The organism is Methanosarcina soligelidi (genome assembly GCF_000744315.1).
Lineage (GTDB): Archaea > Halobacteriota > Methanosarcinia > Methanosarcinales > Methanosarcinaceae > Methanosarcina > Methanosarcina mazei.
Window position 1 is genome coordinate 964,545 of record NZ_JQLR01000001.1, and the last position, 19,263, is coordinate 983,807.

14 protein-coding genes are annotated in these 19,263 nt (G+C 41.0%); 9 read left to right on the top strand and 5 right to left on the bottom strand.

Annotation, left to right across the window (positions count from 1 at the left end):
* Window positions 1-50 precede the first annotated feature (50 nt).
* The gene (locus M886_RS04240; RefSeq protein WP_011033314.1) at window positions 51-305 is read right to left on the bottom strand and encodes a glutaredoxin family protein; all 255 of its coding nucleotides are present in this window, start codon (window positions 303-305) and stop codon (window positions 51-53) included.
* Between the two features lie 703 nt (window positions 306-1,008).
* Here M886_RS04240 and radB point away from each other — a divergent pair.
* Complete coding sequence (radB, locus tag M886_RS04245; protein WP_048037707.1) at window positions 1,009-1,722, top strand: DNA repair and recombination protein RadB; 714 nt, start codon at window positions 1,009-1,011, stop codon at window positions 1,720-1,722.
* Between the two features lie 105 nt (window positions 1,723-1,827).
* Here radB and M886_RS04250 read toward each other — a convergent pair whose 3' ends face one another.
* Entirely contained in the window at window positions 1,828-2,928 is a 1,101-nt protein-coding gene (locus tag M886_RS04250) for an inositol-3-phosphate synthase (protein WP_011033316.1), read from the bottom strand.
* Window positions 2,929-3,475: 547 nt separating this feature from the next.
* Here M886_RS04250 and M886_RS04255 point away from each other — a divergent pair.
* From M886_RS04255 to M886_RS04275, 5 genes are all read left to right on the top strand, one after another.
* On the top strand, window positions 3,476-4,495 hold the full coding sequence (locus M886_RS04255; protein ID WP_048050709.1) for an S-methyl-5-thioribose-1-phosphate isomerase: 1,020 nt from the start codon (window positions 3,476-3,478) through the stop codon (window positions 4,493-4,495).
* A gap of 411 nt (window positions 4,496-4,906) precedes the next feature.
* Window positions 4,907-5,074 carry a preprotein translocase subunit Sec61beta gene (locus tag M886_RS04260; RefSeq protein ID WP_011033318.1) on the top strand — a complete coding sequence of 56 codons (168 nt, stop codon included), beginning with the start codon at window positions 4,907-4,909 and terminating at the stop codon, window positions 5,072-5,074.
* Between the two features lie 24 nt (window positions 5,075-5,098).
* A complete protein-coding gene (locus tag M886_RS04265) occupies window positions 5,099-6,079 on the top strand; it encodes an alpha/beta hydrolase (protein WP_235203867.1) in 981 nt (326 codons plus the stop codon).
* Window positions 6,080-6,138: 59 nt separating this feature from the next.
* Window positions 6,139-8,262: an endonuclease MutS2 gene (locus M886_RS04270; RefSeq protein ID WP_048050711.1), complete on the top strand. Its 2,124-nt coding sequence runs from the start codon at window positions 6,139-6,141 to the stop codon at window positions 8,260-8,262.
* 360 nt (window positions 8,263-8,622) lie between these two features.
* A complete protein-coding gene (locus M886_RS04275) occupies window positions 8,623-9,483 on the top strand; it encodes a DNA-methyltransferase (RefSeq protein ID WP_048050712.1) in 861 nt (286 codons plus the stop codon).
* A 298-nt stretch (window positions 9,484-9,781) separates the two neighbouring features.
* On the opposite strand, the gene M886_RS04280 is transcribed toward M886_RS04275, so the two are convergent.
* Window positions 9,782-10,381 (bottom strand): ScaI family restriction endonuclease, encoded by a 600-nt coding sequence (locus M886_RS04280; protein WP_152557987.1) that lies wholly within the window; start codon window positions 10,379-10,381, stop codon window positions 9,782-9,784.
* Window positions 10,382-10,486: 105 nt separating this feature from the next.
* On the opposite strand from M886_RS04280, the gene M886_RS04285 reads away from it, so the two are divergent.
* Window positions 10,487-10,675, top strand: a complete 189-nt coding sequence (locus M886_RS04285; RefSeq protein WP_048050713.1) for a hypothetical protein — start codon at window positions 10,487-10,489, stop codon at window positions 10,673-10,675.
* Window positions 10,676-10,926: 251 nt separating this feature from the next.
* Here the strand turns inward: M886_RS04285 and yciH are convergent, their stop codons facing one another.
* Window positions 10,927-11,235, bottom strand: a complete 309-nt coding sequence (gene yciH / locus M886_RS04290; RefSeq protein WP_048050714.1) for a stress response translation initiation inhibitor YciH — start codon at window positions 11,233-11,235, stop codon at window positions 10,927-10,929.
* Between the two features lie 934 nt (window positions 11,236-12,169).
* Between yciH and ppk1 the strand changes: the two genes are divergently transcribed.
* Both ppk1 and M886_RS04300 read left to right on the top strand, forming a co-directional pair.
* Window positions 12,170-14,356 (top strand): polyphosphate kinase 1, encoded by a 2,187-nt coding sequence (gene ppk1, locus M886_RS04295; protein ID WP_053228868.1) that lies wholly within the window; start codon window positions 12,170-12,172, stop codon window positions 14,354-14,356.
* A 347-nt stretch (window positions 14,357-14,703) separates the two neighbouring features.
* The gene (locus tag M886_RS04300) at window positions 14,704-16,335 is read left to right on the top strand and encodes a Ppx/GppA phosphatase family protein (protein ID WP_048050716.1); all 1,632 of its coding nucleotides are present in this window, start codon (window positions 14,704-14,706) and stop codon (window positions 16,333-16,335) included.
* Between the two features lie 111 nt (window positions 16,336-16,446).
* On the opposite strand, the gene M886_RS04305 is transcribed toward M886_RS04300, so the two are convergent.
* Window positions 16,447-19,035: a CYTH and CHAD domain-containing protein gene (locus tag M886_RS04305; protein WP_048050717.1), complete on the bottom strand. Its 2,589-nt coding sequence runs from the start codon at window positions 19,033-19,035 to the stop codon at window positions 16,447-16,449.
* Window positions 19,036-19,263: the final 228 nt, after the last annotated feature.

Consider the following 19,263-nt stretch of genomic DNA (forward strand, 5'->3'; position numbering starts at 1 on the left):
AGGATGGAATCTGCAAAGTTTTTATTTGTTTTTAAATTTTCAGATACCTGTTATACAATTCCAAGGAGTTTTTCCGAGTCCACTTCGTCTCCGCGGAAGAGCTCATCATGAGTCAGGAAAGTGTCATTATTAATCTGTAAAACAGGCGCTGTCACTGTAAAGACCCCGTTGAAACGCAGCTCGGTCAGTGCCTCGGGTGTAGACATATCTGCTACTTCGAAAGGTACTGCATTTGCTTCCAGAAATTTCTTCAATTTATTGCATTTAGGACAACGTTCTGTTGTGTAAACTATTACTTTTGCCATACTTTGCGCCCCTACTTGTTTTATGGTACAATTTCTCATTTTTGCTTAATATTTAACATGCCTCTGGCATGCATTCTTCTTACATTCTACTTTTATTTCTGGTGTGCAGAGGGGGATTGTGCTGGCGCAGAGCGCATCAAAGCAACAAAACAAAACCCTGCACGGGTACCATTCCTTAGCCAACCCAATTAATTATATAATAACTCTCCCAAACTAGTCAGCAATATCGGAACAGGGCATGCAGTTCCCAAAGAGTGCCCTTTAGATATCATTTTTCACTCTATTGAGTGAAGGTTATCTTTATTTCCAGGTAATTATTCTAAATGCCCGATCTTACTTATAACGGTTTTTAACCTCAAGTCTGGATACAATAACCGTCTTACTTTGTATACAAAGACACAGGTTTGTTATCAAATCTGATAACAAATCTAGTCGAATCTGTTTTTTAAAAAATGCTTAATTTATGAGAATATTTTCACGCGTAGAAGACTTTATCTAACCTGAAAGGCACTTTAATGCTTGCAGGTAAGGAGAACAAATACCTGGTTTTATTCCCTGAACACATTATAATATATTGATAAATGATTTCGTATTTCTCTTCTATTTTTCTCTTTCATTTCTTTCTGCTTCTTTTTACTTTTTTCATACTCTGGAGCTCTCTTTTCAGAAAAAGACAAAAAATTACAAAAAAAACATTATATCATTGGTCTTTCATACCTCTCTCAAGTGTAAAAAGAGGTGTCACGTCATAGAGAAACTATTATCTTCCGGTTGTAAACCCCTTGATGAGCTCCTGGGGGGAGGTTTCGAGAGAGGAATCGTAACCCAGGTTTTCGGAGCCGCAGGAACCGGAAAAACAAATATCTGTATCCAGCTTGCAGTGGAATGTGTAAAGCAGGGACAGAAAGTCATTTTCATCGATACTGAAGGGCTTTCTCCTGTTCGTTTCAAGCAGATCGCAGGAGAAAATGCAAAGGAAATAGCCAGGAACATAATTATCTATGAGCCTCTCAGCTTCGAAGAGCAATATTCATCCGTAAGAGAGGTAGAAAGGATAGCAGGCGAAAATGTCGGGCTTGTAGTCCTGGACTCCGCAACTTCGTATTACAGGTATGAGCTGGAGGATGACGAGACCGGAATAAAAAGCCGGAGAGAGCTTGCTAACCAGATAGGGTTCTTACATGCTCTTGCCCGAAAACATGGTTTTGCCGCACTTATAACAAATCAGGTATATTCGGATGTTGTCGGAGGAGGAGTGCGCCCGCTGGGAGGAAGTTCCCTTGAGCATATCTCAAAAACGATTATCCGGCTGGAAAAAACGGGCGAGGGTACAAGGCGTGCCGTTCTTTACAAACACCGCTCCCGACCTGAAGGCTCAAGTGCGGAATTTACAATTACAGCAGAAGGGATTCGTTAAAAAAATATCTCATAACAGAAAAACGTAAAGCTCCCGGAAAAATCCGGGATTCTGGCATCACTGTTTTTGCAGTAACTTCTCTCCTTAAGGGTTTTTCCCGCCGGGTTAACGTTCTCTGGTGCCGGCTATAAACTCTTCAGTCCTGAGATACGCCACATCATCAGGGTACTGGATAGCCGGATGTTTCATGAAGTAGGAAGACGGGGAGTACAGTACTCCTCCTATCCCGCGGTCAAGGGCAAGCTTGCAGCAGCGGATAGCGTCAATAACTACACCTGCGGAGTTAGGCGAATCTTCCACTGAAAGCCTGAGTTCAAGGTTCATGGGCACATCCCCGAAGAGTTTGCCCTCCATCCTGAGGAAACAAACCTTGTTATCTTTCTGCCAGGCAACATAGTCGCTTGGGCCTATATGGATATTTTCGTCTTCGAGTTTATGTGAAAGGACAGATTGGACAGCTTCGGTCTTTGATTCACGTTTGGAAGCAAGCCTGCTCCTGTTAAGCATATTTAGGAAATCAGTGTTTCCTCCGGTATTCAGCTGATAAGTCCTTTCGAGCTTTACACCGCGTTTTTCAAACAGGTCTGCAAGAACCCTGTGAGTGATGGTCGCTCCAAGCTGGGCTTTTATATCATCGCCTATAATGGGGATATTCTTTTCTTCAAACCGTTTCGCCCATTCAGGATTGCTTGCAATAAAAACAGGCATATTATTGATAAAAGCCACCCCTGCTTCAAGTGCACACTCGGCATAAAAACGTACAGCTTCTTCGGAGCCGACAGGGAGGTAATTGAGGAGCATATCTGCGCCCGAATCCTTCAGTTCCTTAACAATATCTGTTTTTGTGGCTTCAGGTTCCTTGCTGACAATAAATGTATAATTCTCCCCGTAGTTCTTCATATGGTCAGAGACTCCGTCAAGTGCCCTGCCCATTTTTACTTTCACACCTGTGAGGGGGACATCAGGACAAAAAACCGCTGTGCAGTTCGGGGGGGCAAATATCGCCTCTGATACATCCTTTCCCACCTTCCTGGCATCAATGTCAAAGGCGGCAACAACTTTGATATCGCCGGGCCTGTACCCTCCGAGTTCCCGATGCATTAGCCCTATGGGATCTTTATCTTCGGTTTTATAGTACTCGATGCCCTGTATCAAAGAGCTTGCACAGTTCCCGATTCCTGCAATTGCTATTTTTATTTTTGTCATAAGCGCTTACTCTCCGATGAATACCCTGACTCTCATAAACCATAAATTGAATGTAAAGACAGATTTTAAACTCCCAGAATGTATATTCAGAGATTTACGGATTCAAGGTCTCTGAAATTATGAAATATAATTCCTGAAATTACAAATCTTCCTGTATCTCAGCTATAAATTTAAAATCTTCCCTTATTTGTACTGTTACTTTATAAATCTATTATATCTAACTTTGCTCTTTGTGAATGAATTATTATGCTTATTTATATATATCTAAATCGTACTTCAAAATTTGCCTAGCTTAAATTAAAATAAAAAATATTAATCTTATCTCAGGCGTTCAAACTACCGATTATTTATTCTTTTTATATGGGGGCAGATGTCCTTTAATTTGAACCTTTTATTTTGGCTTCTGAACTGGCTGGCAGATAAATTTCTGGAAAAAACTCTGGCATGAAAAAGGATACCGAATAAGTTTTTATCTGATGGGTGGCTTGAAAAGGAAGTCTGTAAATTCTCCGGCAGAAGCTGGTGTTTACATCGGAAAGTGATTTTAATGAGGACAATTGACTGGAATGAAGAGTCCAATTCTGTGGTTCTGGTAGACCAGACCTTACTCCCGCAAGAATATAAAGTAATAGAATGCAAAACCCTGAGTTCTTTATGTGAGGCTATACAGTCTCTCAGGATCAGGGGCGCACCAGCGCTGGGTGCTGCAGGAGGTTTCGGAATTGCCCTGGCAGCTTACCTGAGTGGGGCAAAAGATATCGAATCCATGACAAAAGACCTTAAGATTGCGGCAAAAGCCCTTAAATCCACTCGCCCTACAGCCGTGAACCTGGCATGGGGTGTGGACAGAGTTTTAAATGCAATTTCTGATGCATTTGATTTCCGGGGCATACGCGATATTGCTCTTCAGGAAGCCAGGTATATTGCAGAAGAAGATATCGAAACAAATAAGCTGATAGGTAAATACGGAGCAAAACTCCTGAAAGACGGGGATACCGTACTTACACACTGCAATGCTGGGAGGCTTGCCTGCGTTGATTGGGGCACAGCCCTCGGAGTGGTACGTTCGGCTATTGCTGAAGGCAAAGAGATTAAAGTCCTTGCCTGTGAAACAAGACCTCTGAACCAGGGAAGCAGGATCACTACCTGGGAGCTCATGCAGGATAAAATCCCTGTAACCCTTATTGCGGATTCCATGGCTGGCTGGGCAATGCGCCAGGGGCTTGTAAACAGTGTGCTTGTTGGGGCTGACCGGATAACCCAGGATGTTGTGTTTAACAAGATAGGGACTTACACGCATTCTATCCTTGCGAGAGAACATGAAATCCCCTTTTATGTGGCAGCTCCGGTCTCTACTTTTGATTTTGAAGGCTGGGAAGGGAGCATAGAGGTTGAAATGCGAAATCCTGATGAACTGCGGTTTGCAGGTTGCCAGCAGCTTGCCCCTGAAGACGTTCCTGTTTATAACCCTGCTTTTGATGCAACTCCCATGGAAAATGTGACCGCATTGATCACAGAAAGAGGTGTATTTTATCCGCCTATCCTGCTAGATGAGGTTCTCGTCTGAGAGTCCTCAGGTCTCTGTTTCTGGTATCTGATTTTGATATCCTGAAATTGGAGGCTTGCTTTTATAATATACAGAACTATCCCGGAAACGGGCACGATCTTGCTCTGCATGATTTATATATGAGAACTGTAAATTATATGAAAACTATAAATTCTCTGGTACTATCTGGTACTATCTAAATAAGCAGTTCAAAATTTACTATCTAAATGAGCAGTTCAAAATTTACTATCTAAATGAGCAGTTCAAAATTATTACAGTGAGGATGCTTAAAAATTACAGAGAATCCAGATAAAGCGAATATGATATTAAAATTAATATATGGAGTTAAATCTCCAGTAAGCTAAATCTTCCAATTAAAACGTAACAATTAACTAATTAGCATTACATTGCATTCATACAGGTGTCTTACTCATGGCTAAAAAATCAGGTTCCGGACTTCAGTCTTCCGCAGGGCTCATGCGCTACTACGAAGCTGACAAAAATGCAATTCACATCCAGCCCAAAACAGTGCTGATCGCAGGTGCTCTTGTGGGCATAGCAGTAATATTCTTAAGTGCTGTAAACGGCTTCTGGCCGTAATTGCTTTTTTCTGGCAGGGTTCTCTTGAGCAAGAATGGTTCTGGAAAAAAAGTAATTGGAAAAACGAAAAGATCGTCTTCTGGCGCCAGAACTTTTAAACCCGCAATTTTTCTTCTGGGTTTTCTCATGATAGTTGTGGGTGTCTTCGGGGTACTTTATAATCCTTCCAATTCCACAGATGGGAATCTTCCCTGGGAGCTTTCAGAAGCAGGAATTTTATCTTTTTCAGAAAGAGGAGAACCTGTATTTACACTTCAGGAAATTAAAGACTTTTATTCGCCTGAAAGTCCGGATATTTTGAAACTGGTCTCTTTTGAAAGCGGAGGCGATAAAGTCGAAGCTTTGCTCAGGATTCCTGCAGACACTTCTTCTCCTTCTCCGGGAATAATCCTGCTTCCGGGTGCAGGGGTAAGTAAAGAAGGGGAACAGGGGCTGGCTTCAGAACTTTCAAAAATGGGGTATGCAACCCTTACTCTTGACCAGCGAAACCAGGGCGCAATAAATATAGAAAGAGACCTTGAACATTTCAAAGCTGGTCTTGACCCTGTCGAATACATTATGATCTATGATGTTCTCAAAGCCGCTGATGTGCTTTCTGCTCAGCCTGAAATCGACCCGGAAAGGCTTGCAGTCCTCGGGGAAAGTAACGGAGGCAGGTTTGCGATTATCGCCTGTGCCCTTGAACCTTCTCTTAAAGGGGTTATAGGGATAAGCACATCTGGGGACGGCACAGAAGAGCTCGATCCTTCACAAATTGCCGACTCTGAAGCTTATCGGCTCTATTGTTCAATTGACCCTGACACTTACCTCAATGCGCTTCCGCCTTCAAAGCTTGTTATGATCCACTCCTTTAATGATACCGTAATATCTCATGAACAGGCACTCAGGACTTTTGCCCTCGCAAAAGAGCCAAAGGCAATGTACAATACTACTGATGAAACACACGGATATACGGCTTCCATGCAGCCCTATCTTGAAAAAGAACTTTCTCTTTTGCTTAAATAAAAAGATAAAAATAGGGTTTTACCCCTGAACTCAACTGATTCGTTTAAAGTGTTTTGAATATGGCAGCTTTTCAGCAACTCTCAGGTCTACGGGAACTTAACGGAATAGGTGAGCGAGTAGCCGGCAGGCTTGTCGAGCACTTCGGGAGCGAGGATGCTGCTCTCCAGGCAATCCTTGAAGGTGATATAGCTTCGCTTTCCGAGGTAAATGGTGTCAGCCATACATTTGCTCTTTCCCTGGCCAGGGATGCCAGAGGCAGGGCTGAAGGGTGTGCAATTTCCGATTTTCTGAAGACAAAAGAAGCCCTTGACCTGTACTCCCGCCTTCTTGAGCTCATAAAAACTTTTGCTCATACCTCACATGCCAGGGACAGGATGGACCTCTTTTATCCATTTCCTGCATCCCGTATGGACCTTATTGAAGAGAGGCGGGCTTTTGTAGCGGAATATCTGGAACTGGCAAACATTCTCTCTGCGAATACGGAGTTTCTCAATCTCCTTTCAAAGGTAAAGAAACTCAAGCCTGTACCTGGAAATTTGAGGGTGCGAGACAGGATTATTATTTCAGGCGACCGGAAAACTCTGGATGCAGCCAGGGAAAGGTTCCAGACATTCCTGTCTGTTCAGGCTGTGGAAGACTTTTCCGAGTTTGTAGACCTTGCAGGAGGGTACTCGAGTGTTATTGTTTTTGATGACACATATCTCAGTTTTGACCTTCCTGAAGGGCTTGAGCCTGAACTTTTCCAGGATCCCTTAAAAGCTGAGTTCTGGCAGATCCTGCCTGAAGCAGAGCTGGCTTTCTTCGCGAAAAATATGGACTGCATCCTTGCCTGCCTTAATATAGCATCAACTCTGCGGACATCCGGTTTCAGTTTCTTTGAAGAGCTTTCAGACGGGGAGCTTGAAACCCTTAAAACTACTCTTCTAAAAGTTGGAGGGGATGGAAAACCTGTCGAGGGATTTGACCCTGAAATTGACAGAGTTGAAGCTGCTCTGGAAAATCTAGATTCTGTACTGACTTCAGCCCTGAATGGGGCTAACCAGCGCATGAACCTGACACTTGAATCCAGTTCCCTTACTCTTAGCGGGCAGGAACTGATCAAGATTGTGAGTGGGGGAATTGAAATCAAAGACCTGCTCGCAAAAGAGCTGCAAAAAATTTATAAGGGCGAAATCGAAGCCGTAAAAGAAGAGCTCTCAGAGAAACTCGACTTTCAGAAACAGGAAAAACTGATGCTGGATTCTCTATTTCCCGATGAAATCTCCTATCCTCTTCGAGCAGAACAGGCTCAGTTGCAGCTTTTCAGGCAAAAACTGAATATGTCCCTTGAAAAAACAAGGCTTTCCCGTAAAAGGGAACTTGCAAAAGCCCTTTCAACTTTACGCCAGCCTGTAGAAAGGCTCGTGAGGGAAGTTCTTGACTTTGACCTGGGTTTTTCCATAGCCTGCTTTGCCGCAAAATTCCGGCTGAATATGCCGGTAACTGTTTCTGAAGCTGGAATTGGTTTTGAAGCTGGAGAAAATCTATTTCTGAAAGCCAGATATGGGGAAATCGATCCTGTAAGTTACTCCGTCGGAAAAACAAGTTTATCTCCTGAAGGTCTGGAAAATAGAGTTGCGCTTTTGAGCGGAGTAAATTCCGGAGGGAAAACCTCCCTGCTCGAACTGCTTGCCCAGTGCGTGATTCTGGGACATATGGGCTTTCCAGTTCCTGCAAGAAAACTTGAACTGGGGCCTGTAGAAGAATTCTATTACTTCGGAAAATCAAAAGGAACCCTTGATGCAGGAGCTTTTGAAACTACCCTTAAACAATTCTCCGTGCTTTCCGAATCCTCTGGAAAACTTGTCCTTGCCGACGAACTGGAGTCTATCACCGAACCCGGAGCTTCAGCCCGGATTATAGCAGGGATTCTTGAATATCTTATCCGGAGTGAAGAGAGTCTTGGAGTTTTTGTTTCCCATCTTTCGGAACTTATCCTTGAAAACACAGGGACAGATATCAGGGTCGACGGAATAGAGGCTGATGGGCTTGACTCCAGCCTGGAACTGATTGTAAACCGAAACCCTGTATACAACCGTGTGGCGAGAAGCACTCCTGAACTGATTGTGGAAAGGCTACTTAGAAAGACTAACGGGAAAGAGCAGGAATTTTATGCTCACTTAAAGGATAAATTTAAAAATTAAGATAGTTTGCTGGAAGACAGAACCTAGATTCAAGGCAGGATGAGAACAGAGTATCAAGAACAATAGGACTTTCAAAGAAACTAAAGGGGTTATATTAACAAATGAAGCTTTACTATATTCATTTAATTTCTGCAAAGAGTACAAAGGATTGATAAAATAGATGAGAAAAGCGTTAGATGTAAGGCGATACCCTCACAAAAGTGCGAAATTACTCGAAAAAAATGAACTTTAGCAGAGTTATTGAATTAAAGACCTTTAAAAACATCATCCGTTTAAAGAGAGAGTACCAAAAATGAGAATCACTAAATTATGATGTTGCGTCCCAAAAATTTATAATTTATGTGATAGTAAAGAAGGTACATGTCCCAAGAAGTCGTTAACTTCAACGAATTAAAAAGCGTAATTGGAGATCCTTTTTACGAAAAAGAAAATATCTTAATCTATAATATGGACTGTCTCGAAGCATTAAATAAGATAAATCACTCTATCATAGATTTGACTGTCACCTCTCCACCCTACAATATTGGGAAAGAATATGAAAAAGTCCTAGAATTAGAGCATTATCTAGATTGGAGCAAGAAATGGATTAATAAAATATATGATGCGACTAAACTAAATGGTACCCTCTTATTAAATATTGGATATGTTGAAGTCGAAGGAAAGGGCAAAGCGGTGCCTTTACCTTATTTATTATGGGATAAAACTAAATTCTATTTGATACAGGAAATAGTCTGGAATTATGGTGCAGGAGTAGCCTGTAAAAAACAATTGTCACCACGCAATGAAAAAATATTATGGTTTGTTAAAAATAAAAATAATTACGTTTTTAACTTGGACGATATTCGTGATAAAGATGTAAAATATCCTAATCAAAAAAAGAATGGAAAACTTAGGTGTAATACTTTAGGCAAAAATCCATCTGATGTGTGGCAAATCGCAAAAGTAACATCTGGTTACAACAGGGCTTCGCCTGAGAGAACACCTCATCCAGCACAATTTCCTATGGATTTGATAGAAAGAACCATTAAGGGATTTAGTAACGTTGGGGATTTAATATGTGATCCTTTTATGGGATCTGGTACTGTTGCCGAAGCTGCGTTGCGACACAATCGTAAATTTATTGGATTTGAAATCAACAAGACTTATTGTGAGTATGCAATAACAAGAGTAGAAAGTTATTTTGCAGAACATGCAAGCTCTTTAGGTAATTATCTGCAATGATGAAATAGAGAAAACAACATATAATAAAAATGTATTCGATATTCTTCCTCATTAATTTATATCCAATTTTAAAATATCTATGTTGTTTTTCTATCAAACTTAATTTTTTGTAAGTTCTTAATTTCCTCATTTACATGCTTAAAGCAAGAGAGTTTGCATATACAGCCTGCTTCTTAACGAGTTAAACAACTAGATAAATTTCGTTTTGTAGAAAACTTCTCTATATCAGTCTCAAGAGACTAAAACTGGATATGAATAGTATTTCAGAAGCTTTCTACAAAACCGATATTTAGAACTTTTAAAGGTTATAACTGTAAATATCTAGTAGTTTGTATTGATCGGCTTCTCTAGTTAAATGAGCTTGTTGGCCGGTAGCTGCTTTTTGGCCTATCCAATCTGTATAATCCAACCAACCAAATCGAATTAGCCGAATAGCAGGATTAAGGGTTCCGTTAAAGCCTTCAAAATTGATAGTAAGGTAATACCCGCTTTTATCTTTTTTCGGATTGTCACATGGTTGTGCATAACTTCTGTTACCAAAAATTTTATTCTTATTTGATGATGTCTTAATTTCTATTGAATATTTAAGATCTGGTACATACACAAGATCTTTTTCACTTACTTCTTTGTCCTTTGTCCATTGAGATGGGTACTTTGCTTTGAGCTTAAGGGGTATTAACTCATGCAAGAAAAATCCCATTATTTGTGGAGAAGGAAAAATGTCTCTTCCAATTATAAATTTTTCTTTTCCTATTCCTGAATGAAATATATCATTCCAAGCTTCTAATGATATCTTTACCATTTCCGTGGCAGTGAGAGGAAAATCATAGAGTAAATTTTCTGTAACTTCTTTCCATTCTTCTATAGGTTTTCCGTAATAAGGAGAGTCTATATTCATACTTTAGCAATGATCTCTATAAAGAATATGCCTTTGTGCACGTAATATATAAAATGTACATTTTACACATAAAGTTTCAATTCTATTTATTACCTAAAGAGCAATATGAAAATGTTTACAGTAAAAGCTAGGGCTCGACATGGAACAAACTCATTAGATCTTACAATACCTGTAAAATTAGTAAAAGACCTTGATATCAAAGAAGGAGATGTTTTTTCAGTAGTAGCTTTTAAAAATGATGATGGAATTGATGTACTTGAATACCGGAGAGTATTTAAAATAGAAAAAACATGATTTAAAAAGTCACAAGTCTGAAAAAAACAGTGATATATTCGCTTTAATGCGCGATATGATCAAAAAATCTTTTACTTTATCTTAAAAACAATATAGTGCAAAATACTTGCACTATAATCTTTTGAATAAGTATGTCTTAATAGTAGATTTTTAAATCTATTAAGCTTTGTTGGAATGTTGTTTTTAAGCCTGATTGAATTTCAAAGGAGAAAATAGGATAAACTCTGATAATTCGTAAAGCACTAAACTCTTTAATTTTTAATTTGCTCAGCAGAAAATCCCTTTTCCATAAGGACTTCTTTCATGCGGGAGAGGTGGTTGCCCTGAAGTTCTACAGTATTTCCTTTTACTGTACCGCCGCATGCAAACTTTGATTTCAGGTAAGTGGAGAGTTCGTGAAGGTCGATCTCACTTGCATCGAAACCTTCGACAACAGTAACTTCCTTTCCATATCTTCTTCTGTTGACCTTAACAGTTATTCTCTGTTGCTCTTTTGCAACCTCTTCGCATATGCAAAGCTCTTTTGGAAGCCCGCACACCGGGCACATTCCGCTGTTCATTTGTTAGTAAGTCCTCCAAACTAATAATCGTTACTATATAATTTGCATCGAAGTAACTAAATATGCATAAAACCTTATTAGTTAATGTATATAAAGGCTAATGGTATTTTTTAAGAAATTCATGTTAAGCTCACCAATGGGACAAAACTTAGAAACAATTTTAAACTAACTAGCATACCTAATATCTATCTCAAAGTTACCTCACCTAAACTTTTATAGAAAAACATGGTCCACGTAATTTTTCTTTAAGCCTCTCTTTGTAAACTTACAAATTACTTTTTAAAATTAATAATTATTTGAAAAGATTTTAATTTCTGCATAGAGAGTGAAGGATTGACAAAAATAGATAAGAAAAGCGTTAGGATGCAAAGTGATGCCCTTATAAGAATGTGGAATTACTCGGAAAAAATGGACTTTAACAGAATCATTGAATTACGGACCTTTAAAAAATATCAACTGATTAATGAGAGAGTACCCTACCTAAGCATTTTTCTTTTGTTTATTTTTTTAATTTTCTAAGAGATAATGTTATAAGTCTTTAGTTCTATATATTAATAAATAGTAGTGAGTTTGCCAGGGTTTCGAAGAGTCTCTACGTTTCTGTTAATCCAAAAGTCTATATATGTCTTAGTGTCAATGCATCTCCGATTAGTTTATAAAAAGATATTCTTTGCCCCGGATAGAAAACTGAAAACCTCAACAGGTAATGGTTATTGAAAGGATTGATATGCATAAAAAGAAAACTTTTCGGAAAACTGAATATTTAGGCTATTGAATGGATTAAGGCTATCTTCTTTTCGATCCTGTAAACTTAATAATAAATTATGGGAATCATATTAAATTAAAAAACAGGCAAAAATGTTATATCTAAATCTTACTATATTTTTGAAGACAGACTTGAACGGATACAAACCCCAGGTCACGCGTGGTAGGAATGGAGCGGAACTTCCCAATTCAGTGCGCAGATTTTGATAGATCGGTTACGGATAGTGTTGATGGAACCCGGGTTGAAGTATCAGGCATGCCTGACCTTAATGATCCATGTTTTTATGCAGACCGCGAATACAGCTGGCTCCAGTTCAACGGTAGAGTTCTTGAAGAGGCTCTAGATGAACGTAACCCTCTGCTTGAAAGAGTCAAATTTCTTTCTATCTTCGGGAGCAATCTTGACGAGTTTTTTATGGTCAGGGTCTCAGGGGTTCAGAAGCGCATTTCAGAAGCAGTAAAGGAAGACCACATAGATGAACTGGCCCATGAACAGCTTCGGATTATCCGGGAAGAACTTCTAAGGCAGCTTCCTCATAACGATAACTGCTGGAATGAGATTCTTGAACCTGCCCTCAGGGAAGAAGGCATTAAAGTTCTTAATTACTTTGAACTTTCCGGACAGGATAGAGAAAAACTCAGGGATTATTTTGAAAGGAATATTTTCCCGCTACTTACTCCTCTCGGTTTCGACTCCGGGCATCCTTTCCCGCATATTTCTAACCTTAGTCTCAACCTTGCAGTACTTATCGATGACCCGGATTATGGCGAACGTTTTGCCAGGGTTAAGATCCCTCCCATGTTCTCAAGGCTGATTGTTGTTCCTGAAGAAGGACAGGAAAAAATAACTTCCAGTTTTGAAGAACTGAAAACAGGCCGCTTTGTGTGGCTTGAACAGCTAATTGCTGCAAATCTCGACCTTCTCTTTCCAGGCCAGCGAATCCTCGGAGCTTACCCTTTCAGGATCACAAGAGATGCAGATCTCGGGTTTGATGAAGACGGGGATAAAGACCTCCTTACTGCTGTAAAGCAAAGGGTAGGAAGAAATTACTTCGGGCCCGCTGTCAGGCTTGAAACCGATTACACTATGCCTGAGAAGGTTTCTGATATCCTCCTCAAGAATCTGGATCTTACACGCCCACTTATGTTCAGGTCGGCTGCGCCTCTGGGGCTTTCAAGCCTTATGAAGCTTGCCCAGATTGACCGCCCTGAGCTTAAATACGAGCCTTTCGAGCAGAAAAAACATCCCCGAATGGCTGATAGAGAAAATATTTTTGCAGCCTTAAAAAAGAATGATATCCTTCTCCATCACCCTTATGACAGTTTTGAATCTGTAATCGACCTGGTAGAAGAAGCCGTTGACGACCCTGATGTCCTGGCAATTAAAATGACGCTATACAGGGTAGACGATAACTCCAGGATCATCCAGGCTCTCATGAAAGCTGCAGACCGTAGCAAGCAGGTTGCAGTCCTTGTTGAGCTCAAAGCCCGTTTTGACGAAGAAAACAATATTGGCTGGGCAAAAGAGCTTGAACGTAAAGGGGTACATGTAGCCTATGGTTTCCCTGGCCGCAAAACCCATGCCAAGATGTGCCTGATAGTAAGGGCTGAAAAAGAAGGCGGCATCAGGTATTATGTGCATATGAGCACTGGAAACTACAATGCTGTTACAGGAAAGATCTATACTGACTGCGGCTATCTGACAAGCGATTCCTTCATAGGAAAAGATATTTCCGACCTTTTCAATGCCCTTACAGGCTATTCAAGGAAAGACCATTATATTAAACTCCTGGTAGCTCCCCAGACAATGAGACATCAGATTCTTGAACGTATCAGGCGCGAAATTGATGTGCACGAGAAGTTCGGAAACGGTCATCTGATCTTCAAGATGAATTCCCTTGTGGACTACCAGTGCATCCGTGAGCTTTACAGGGCTTCACGGGCCGGAGTAAAGATAGACCTTATTGTCAGGGGTATCTGCTGCCTCAGACCCGGCATCTACGGGCTGAGCGAAAATATCAGAGTAACTTCGATAGTCGGGCGTTTTCTTGAGCACTCAAGAATATATTATTTCAGGAATGGCGGAAAAGAGGAAATCTTCCTGGGAAGCGCCGACCTTATGCCCCGCAACCTTGACAACAGGGTCGAAGTCCTTTTCCCGGTGTCCCAGGACTATATACCTGTCATGCGCGACATCATTCTCGGTATTCATCTGAAAGATAATGTAAAAGCCCGACTCCTGCTTCCAAACGGACGGACTGAAAGGATTTATCCGCAGCCCGAAGAAGAAGAGCTGGATTCCCAGGTCTGGATGCTTGAGAATAGGGGCAGCTGGGATATTAAAACAGAACGCTGAAAAAAAATTTGAGGAAATCTAAATTTTTCTTTTTTCTTCTTTTTTTCACCTGTATTCGTCTTTTTTTCCTTTTTATTCTACTATTCTTTTTGCTAATTTTCTGCTTTCTTTTTGCTAATTTTCTGTTTTTCCTTTTCAATATAGAACCTTTATATAAATTTCAAGAGATTCACATGGGCAGGGTTTTTGAACTTACAATTTTACATATATAGAAAGATACAAATAAGGAAAATAAAAGACCAAAACAAGTCTCAAATAGAATAAAAATGTGAACGAATATTGTGAAGCTTATGAAGCTCTCAAATCCTTCAAGAAAAACGAAAGGCAGGGCTTTCAGGTGGTCGTGAATGGAACCCGAGAAAATTTCAGAAGGCAGGGTTGTTGCGTTTATTGATATAGGGACCAACTCGGTCCGGCTTCTTCTGGTCCGGATCAATCCTAATGGGTCTTACCAGCCCCTGACCAAACAGAAGGAAACGGTGAGGCTTGGAGAAAAGGAGTTTATAGACAGGATCCTCCAGCCAGAAGCTATGGAGCGGGCAGCCTTTGTCTGTAAGAAGTTTATGGAGCTTTCAAGGGCTTACAGGGTAGAAGAGATTATAGCCGTGGCTACCTCTGCTACCCGGGATGCAAGCAATAGAGTCCAGCTCCTTGAAATGATTAAAAAGGAAGCAAACCTCGAGGTCTGCACGATTTCAGGTTCGGAAGAAGCCCGTCTGATTTATCTGGGGGTTTCGAGCGGGCTCAGGCTCGGAAACTCAAAAGCCATTTTTATCGACATCGGGGGCGGAAGCACTGAAGTGTCTGTAGGTGACCAGAACCAGTATTATTTTCTTCACTCCCTTAACCTTGGGTCAATTCGTCTGACAAATATGTTCCTTCCGGATGAAACCGGCCCTGTCTCTGAGGAACGTTATGAACAGATCAAGGCGTACATCCGGCGCAAGAGTGCGGACATAATTAAAGAGCTTTCCAGGTATACGGTAAATTTTGTAATTGGAAGTTCGGGAACTATTGAAAACCTTGCCAAAATCGCCTTTGTTTACCTGCATAAGACAGCTCATGAAAGCTTTGAGAAACTTGAGTATGAAGACCTGAAGAAGATTATCAGGGCAATGTGTGCTCTTTCTCTTGAAGAAAGACGTAAATTCCCCGGAATAAACTCACAGAGAGCAGACATAATCCTTGCAGGGGCTGCAATTATAGAGACTTTTATGGAAGAACTCGGACTTTCCGAGATTACGGTCAGTAAGCGCGGGTTAAGGGAAGGCCTTCTCGTAGACTATATCTCAAAGAGTGAGTTCTCGTATTTGGTCACTCAGATGTCGGTAAGGAAGCGCAGCATTATGCAGCTCGGCCTTGCCTGCAATTTTGATGAGGAGCATGCCCATACAGTTTCAAGGCTCGCTCTTGAACTCTTTGACAGTATTCAGGCTCTCGGCATCTATGAGTTTGAGGAGAGTGAGAGAGAGCTTCTCGAATACGGTGCAACCCTGCACGACATAGGAACATTCCTCTCATACGATACCCATCAGGCACATGCCTATCACCTTATAAGAGAGAGCAACCTGCCTGGTTTCCAGCCTGAAGAAATCGAAATCATTGCAAATCTTGCCTATTTCCACAGAAAAAACACTCCTAAAAAGAAACACCCCAACCTTGAAGGGTTGAGCAAAGAATCTGTAAAAAGTATAAGGGCGCTCAGTGCCCTGCTCCGTATTGCCGAAGGGCTTGACCGCTCCCATACCGGCATAGTATCCCATGTCCGTTTCTATATAGCCTCCACAGAGAGCCTTGTGCTTGAAATGCATGCTCAGAAGGAATGTCAGCTCGAAATCTGGGAAGTCGAGAAACATAAAAAGTACTTTAAGAAAATTTTCGGATATTCTCTCCAGTCCAAGGCAATTATAGAACAGACTGCGGGAACCCCATTAATTTTCAAAGGAAATGTTGAAATTGAGGAAATGCCAAGGGACTGAAACTTATTCGTGAACGGGACTCTTCCAGAAATGGAACCTTTTCAAAACTGGAACCTTTTCAAAACTGGTTTTTTCGGTTTAAAGTTGTTTCAAAAATAAACTGGGAATCTGTCATGGGCTCTCATACAGGCTTCTGATCGCACCCTCAATTTTTTTTCTGAATTCGCCTGTCCGGACTTTTTCCCAGGATTCCGGAAAGGTGTCAAGCAAAGTTAAAAGTTCTGCTTCCCTGTATGCAAGATAAGCTTCAATTCCTTCAGAGGTTTCGGGAACCTGCTTTTTATCTGATACCTTTTCAATTTCTGTAAGTTTCCAGGCGCCTGTCTTTATGTAAGTCCCCAGCATTTCAGCTGCGACGGCTGCATCATGAAAGTCTCCAAGATGGTCCTGAAGGGCTTTAAAGTCCTTAATCAGGCTTTCAACCTCTTTTCCGAGTACGTTTTCAAAGAACTCAAGTGTATAACGCAATCCTTTGGCAGCAATCCTGAGCCTGTGCAGCCTCTCAACCGAAACATAGGGACCTTCAATCCATTCTGAATAGGCGCTTATATTCGCCAGACGGGCGTAAAGGATCGAGGGAAGAACGTCCTTTACCCTGTGCGGAAGAGAATCATGTTTTTCCGTAGTTGTCGGAAGAACCCAGCTTTCAGGAAAGTCCAGAAACTCCGAAAAGTCTTTTTTAAAACGGCTGTATTTTTCACTGTCAAGGTAGTCAAGCATTTCTTCTCTGGCTTTCTCCCTTTCCTCTGAAAGTATAAGAAAAAGAGGGTCAAGGTCATGTTCACGCCCTGGAGGCAGGGTTTTCAGATAATCTTCCGCCTTTTCCCGGAAAACATCCAGGTCCCGGACTCCTCCCAGGGTTCCGAGAGTTCTCTTAAGACCCTTAATGTGAGGTTCAACTTTTTCAGATTCAATATATTCATCAAAAACTATTGCTGCTGCCCTCATCCTGCGGACCGCAACGCGCATGTCATGCAGGTCTTCTATATCTTCTCCTTTTCTTGTCCCTTTTTCGTGTGCAAGCATCTGGGAAAACTGATATGCAAAGATCCTGTGAGCAACAAAAGCCATTGGGTCTTCCGGACTGACCGTGTATTTTTGTGTCTCTTTTCTTTTCCTCTTTTCAGCTCTTTTTTCTGCTTTTTCCCGGGTTTCTTCTGATTTTTTCTCTGATTTTTTGGCTTCAAACGGCTCTTTTGCCTGAATAAACCGCAAATTCGTGCTGAAAAGGCATTCCCACAGCTCGCTTCTTTTTTCCGCTCTTTTTGCAGTTTTTTCAGCGTTAGCTCCCATAAGTTCTATTTCAACTGTCCCTTCAAGCTGTCTGAACCCGCAGGGCAAATACATATGATTTTCGGTTTCTAAAGCGTTAGCTATTTGCAGAAAAGCCGCAAGGGTGAGGGATTTGTTCTGGAAAGCAGGAGAGAGGTCGATATTTATCTCTTCAAGAGCCAGACATGGATTTTTCTCACTTATTGAAGGTTCCTGGAGTTCCACAATCAAAGCCAGTATCTTTAACTCATGAAGCTTCAGGCCTTTAAGGGGGTGAGTAAGGATAATCTCCCTGCTAATAGGGGATTCTTCTTCCTTACGTGCCGTACTTCCAATATTTTGCAGAAGGGATGCAAGCCTCAGCAGCTCCCTTTCTTCTTTTCCAAGGCCGTGATAGGCGGAAAACCCATCAAAAAGGGCAAGAGCTCCTGAAGTTATATTTTCTGCTTTCTCTATGCTGATTCCGTAGAATTTTAAGAGGGCTTCGGGAGTCCATTCTTCGTAACCAATTTCTGTCCATCCGTTTTCTGGACTCCCTTTCCCGGATTGAAAATAAAACATCAGTTTTTTTTCCAGGGTTTTCTTTTTGGCTCCTGTAAACGGAAAGACAGAAAGCCTTTCTTTTTCAAACCGCAAGATCAGGGCTTCGATTTCAGGTTCCGGAATTTTGAGTAAAAGGCTGAGTTCTGCTTGAGTACTTCCACTGTCAAGTAAAAGCAGAATTTTAGCCTGTCTGCCGTATATGTTTTTGTGGTTCGCCAGCTGTGTACAGACAGCTCTTTCTCTCAGGTCAAGCAGGGTTTTTTCCGGGAGATTTTCCCTGAACATATAGGCTCTTTCAAATTTCGAAAAAGGATTTTCCACAAGGTTGTAATGGCTCAGCAGGAAATCCCGGATAGTTTCAAGGTCTTCAGCAGTCCCTCCGCTTTTGAGTTCGACTTCAAACTCGCTGTATATTTTTTTCCTGCTCTCGCTTTTGAGGTTCACTTTATCCAGATACAGGTCAGCTATCGGCTTTTCTTCAAGCTTTAACTGGCGAATCATTCTTTTCTGTTTGAGGGTGATTAAAGGAAACAGGTCAAGCCCTGAAGTAAATTCGAAAATCATATTCCTGATTCTAAGGTCGGGGCATTCGAGCACAGACAGCCCTTCAGGCAGAAAGCTGACGTATTCTTCCCTCCTGTGGGTTCCGGCTTTAAAACCTCCCAGGCTTTTGATAGTAATCCATTTCCCTTTTTCTCCTGAGGATTTTCTCACTCTCAGGTAATACCCTGAAGCCATTATGTCTTTATTTTCCGTATCAAGAAAAGAGTCCTCATTCAGCTGGGCCTTAACTTCAGAAATTGTATAAGAAGCAAGCCTGGAGAGATTTTCAAGTTCTTTAAAATCTTTCTCTTCAGGCACCAAAAATTTAGATTCTATTTCCATATTTACTCCCCGCTCCTCTATGAATACCTGGCACTAATGGTCCTGTTTTTCAAATGTTTCTGTTTTTCGGATATGAAATTATTTTTTAATAAAGGCTCAGTAATATTTTCACGTTTATTTTTGGCTAATTTTAACAATATTTGTTTCTTTACTGCTTTCTATTTACTTTTTAGCTGTTTCTATTTTAATTCTTCTTTTATCCGTTTTTTCCTTCAGTTAATAAATATC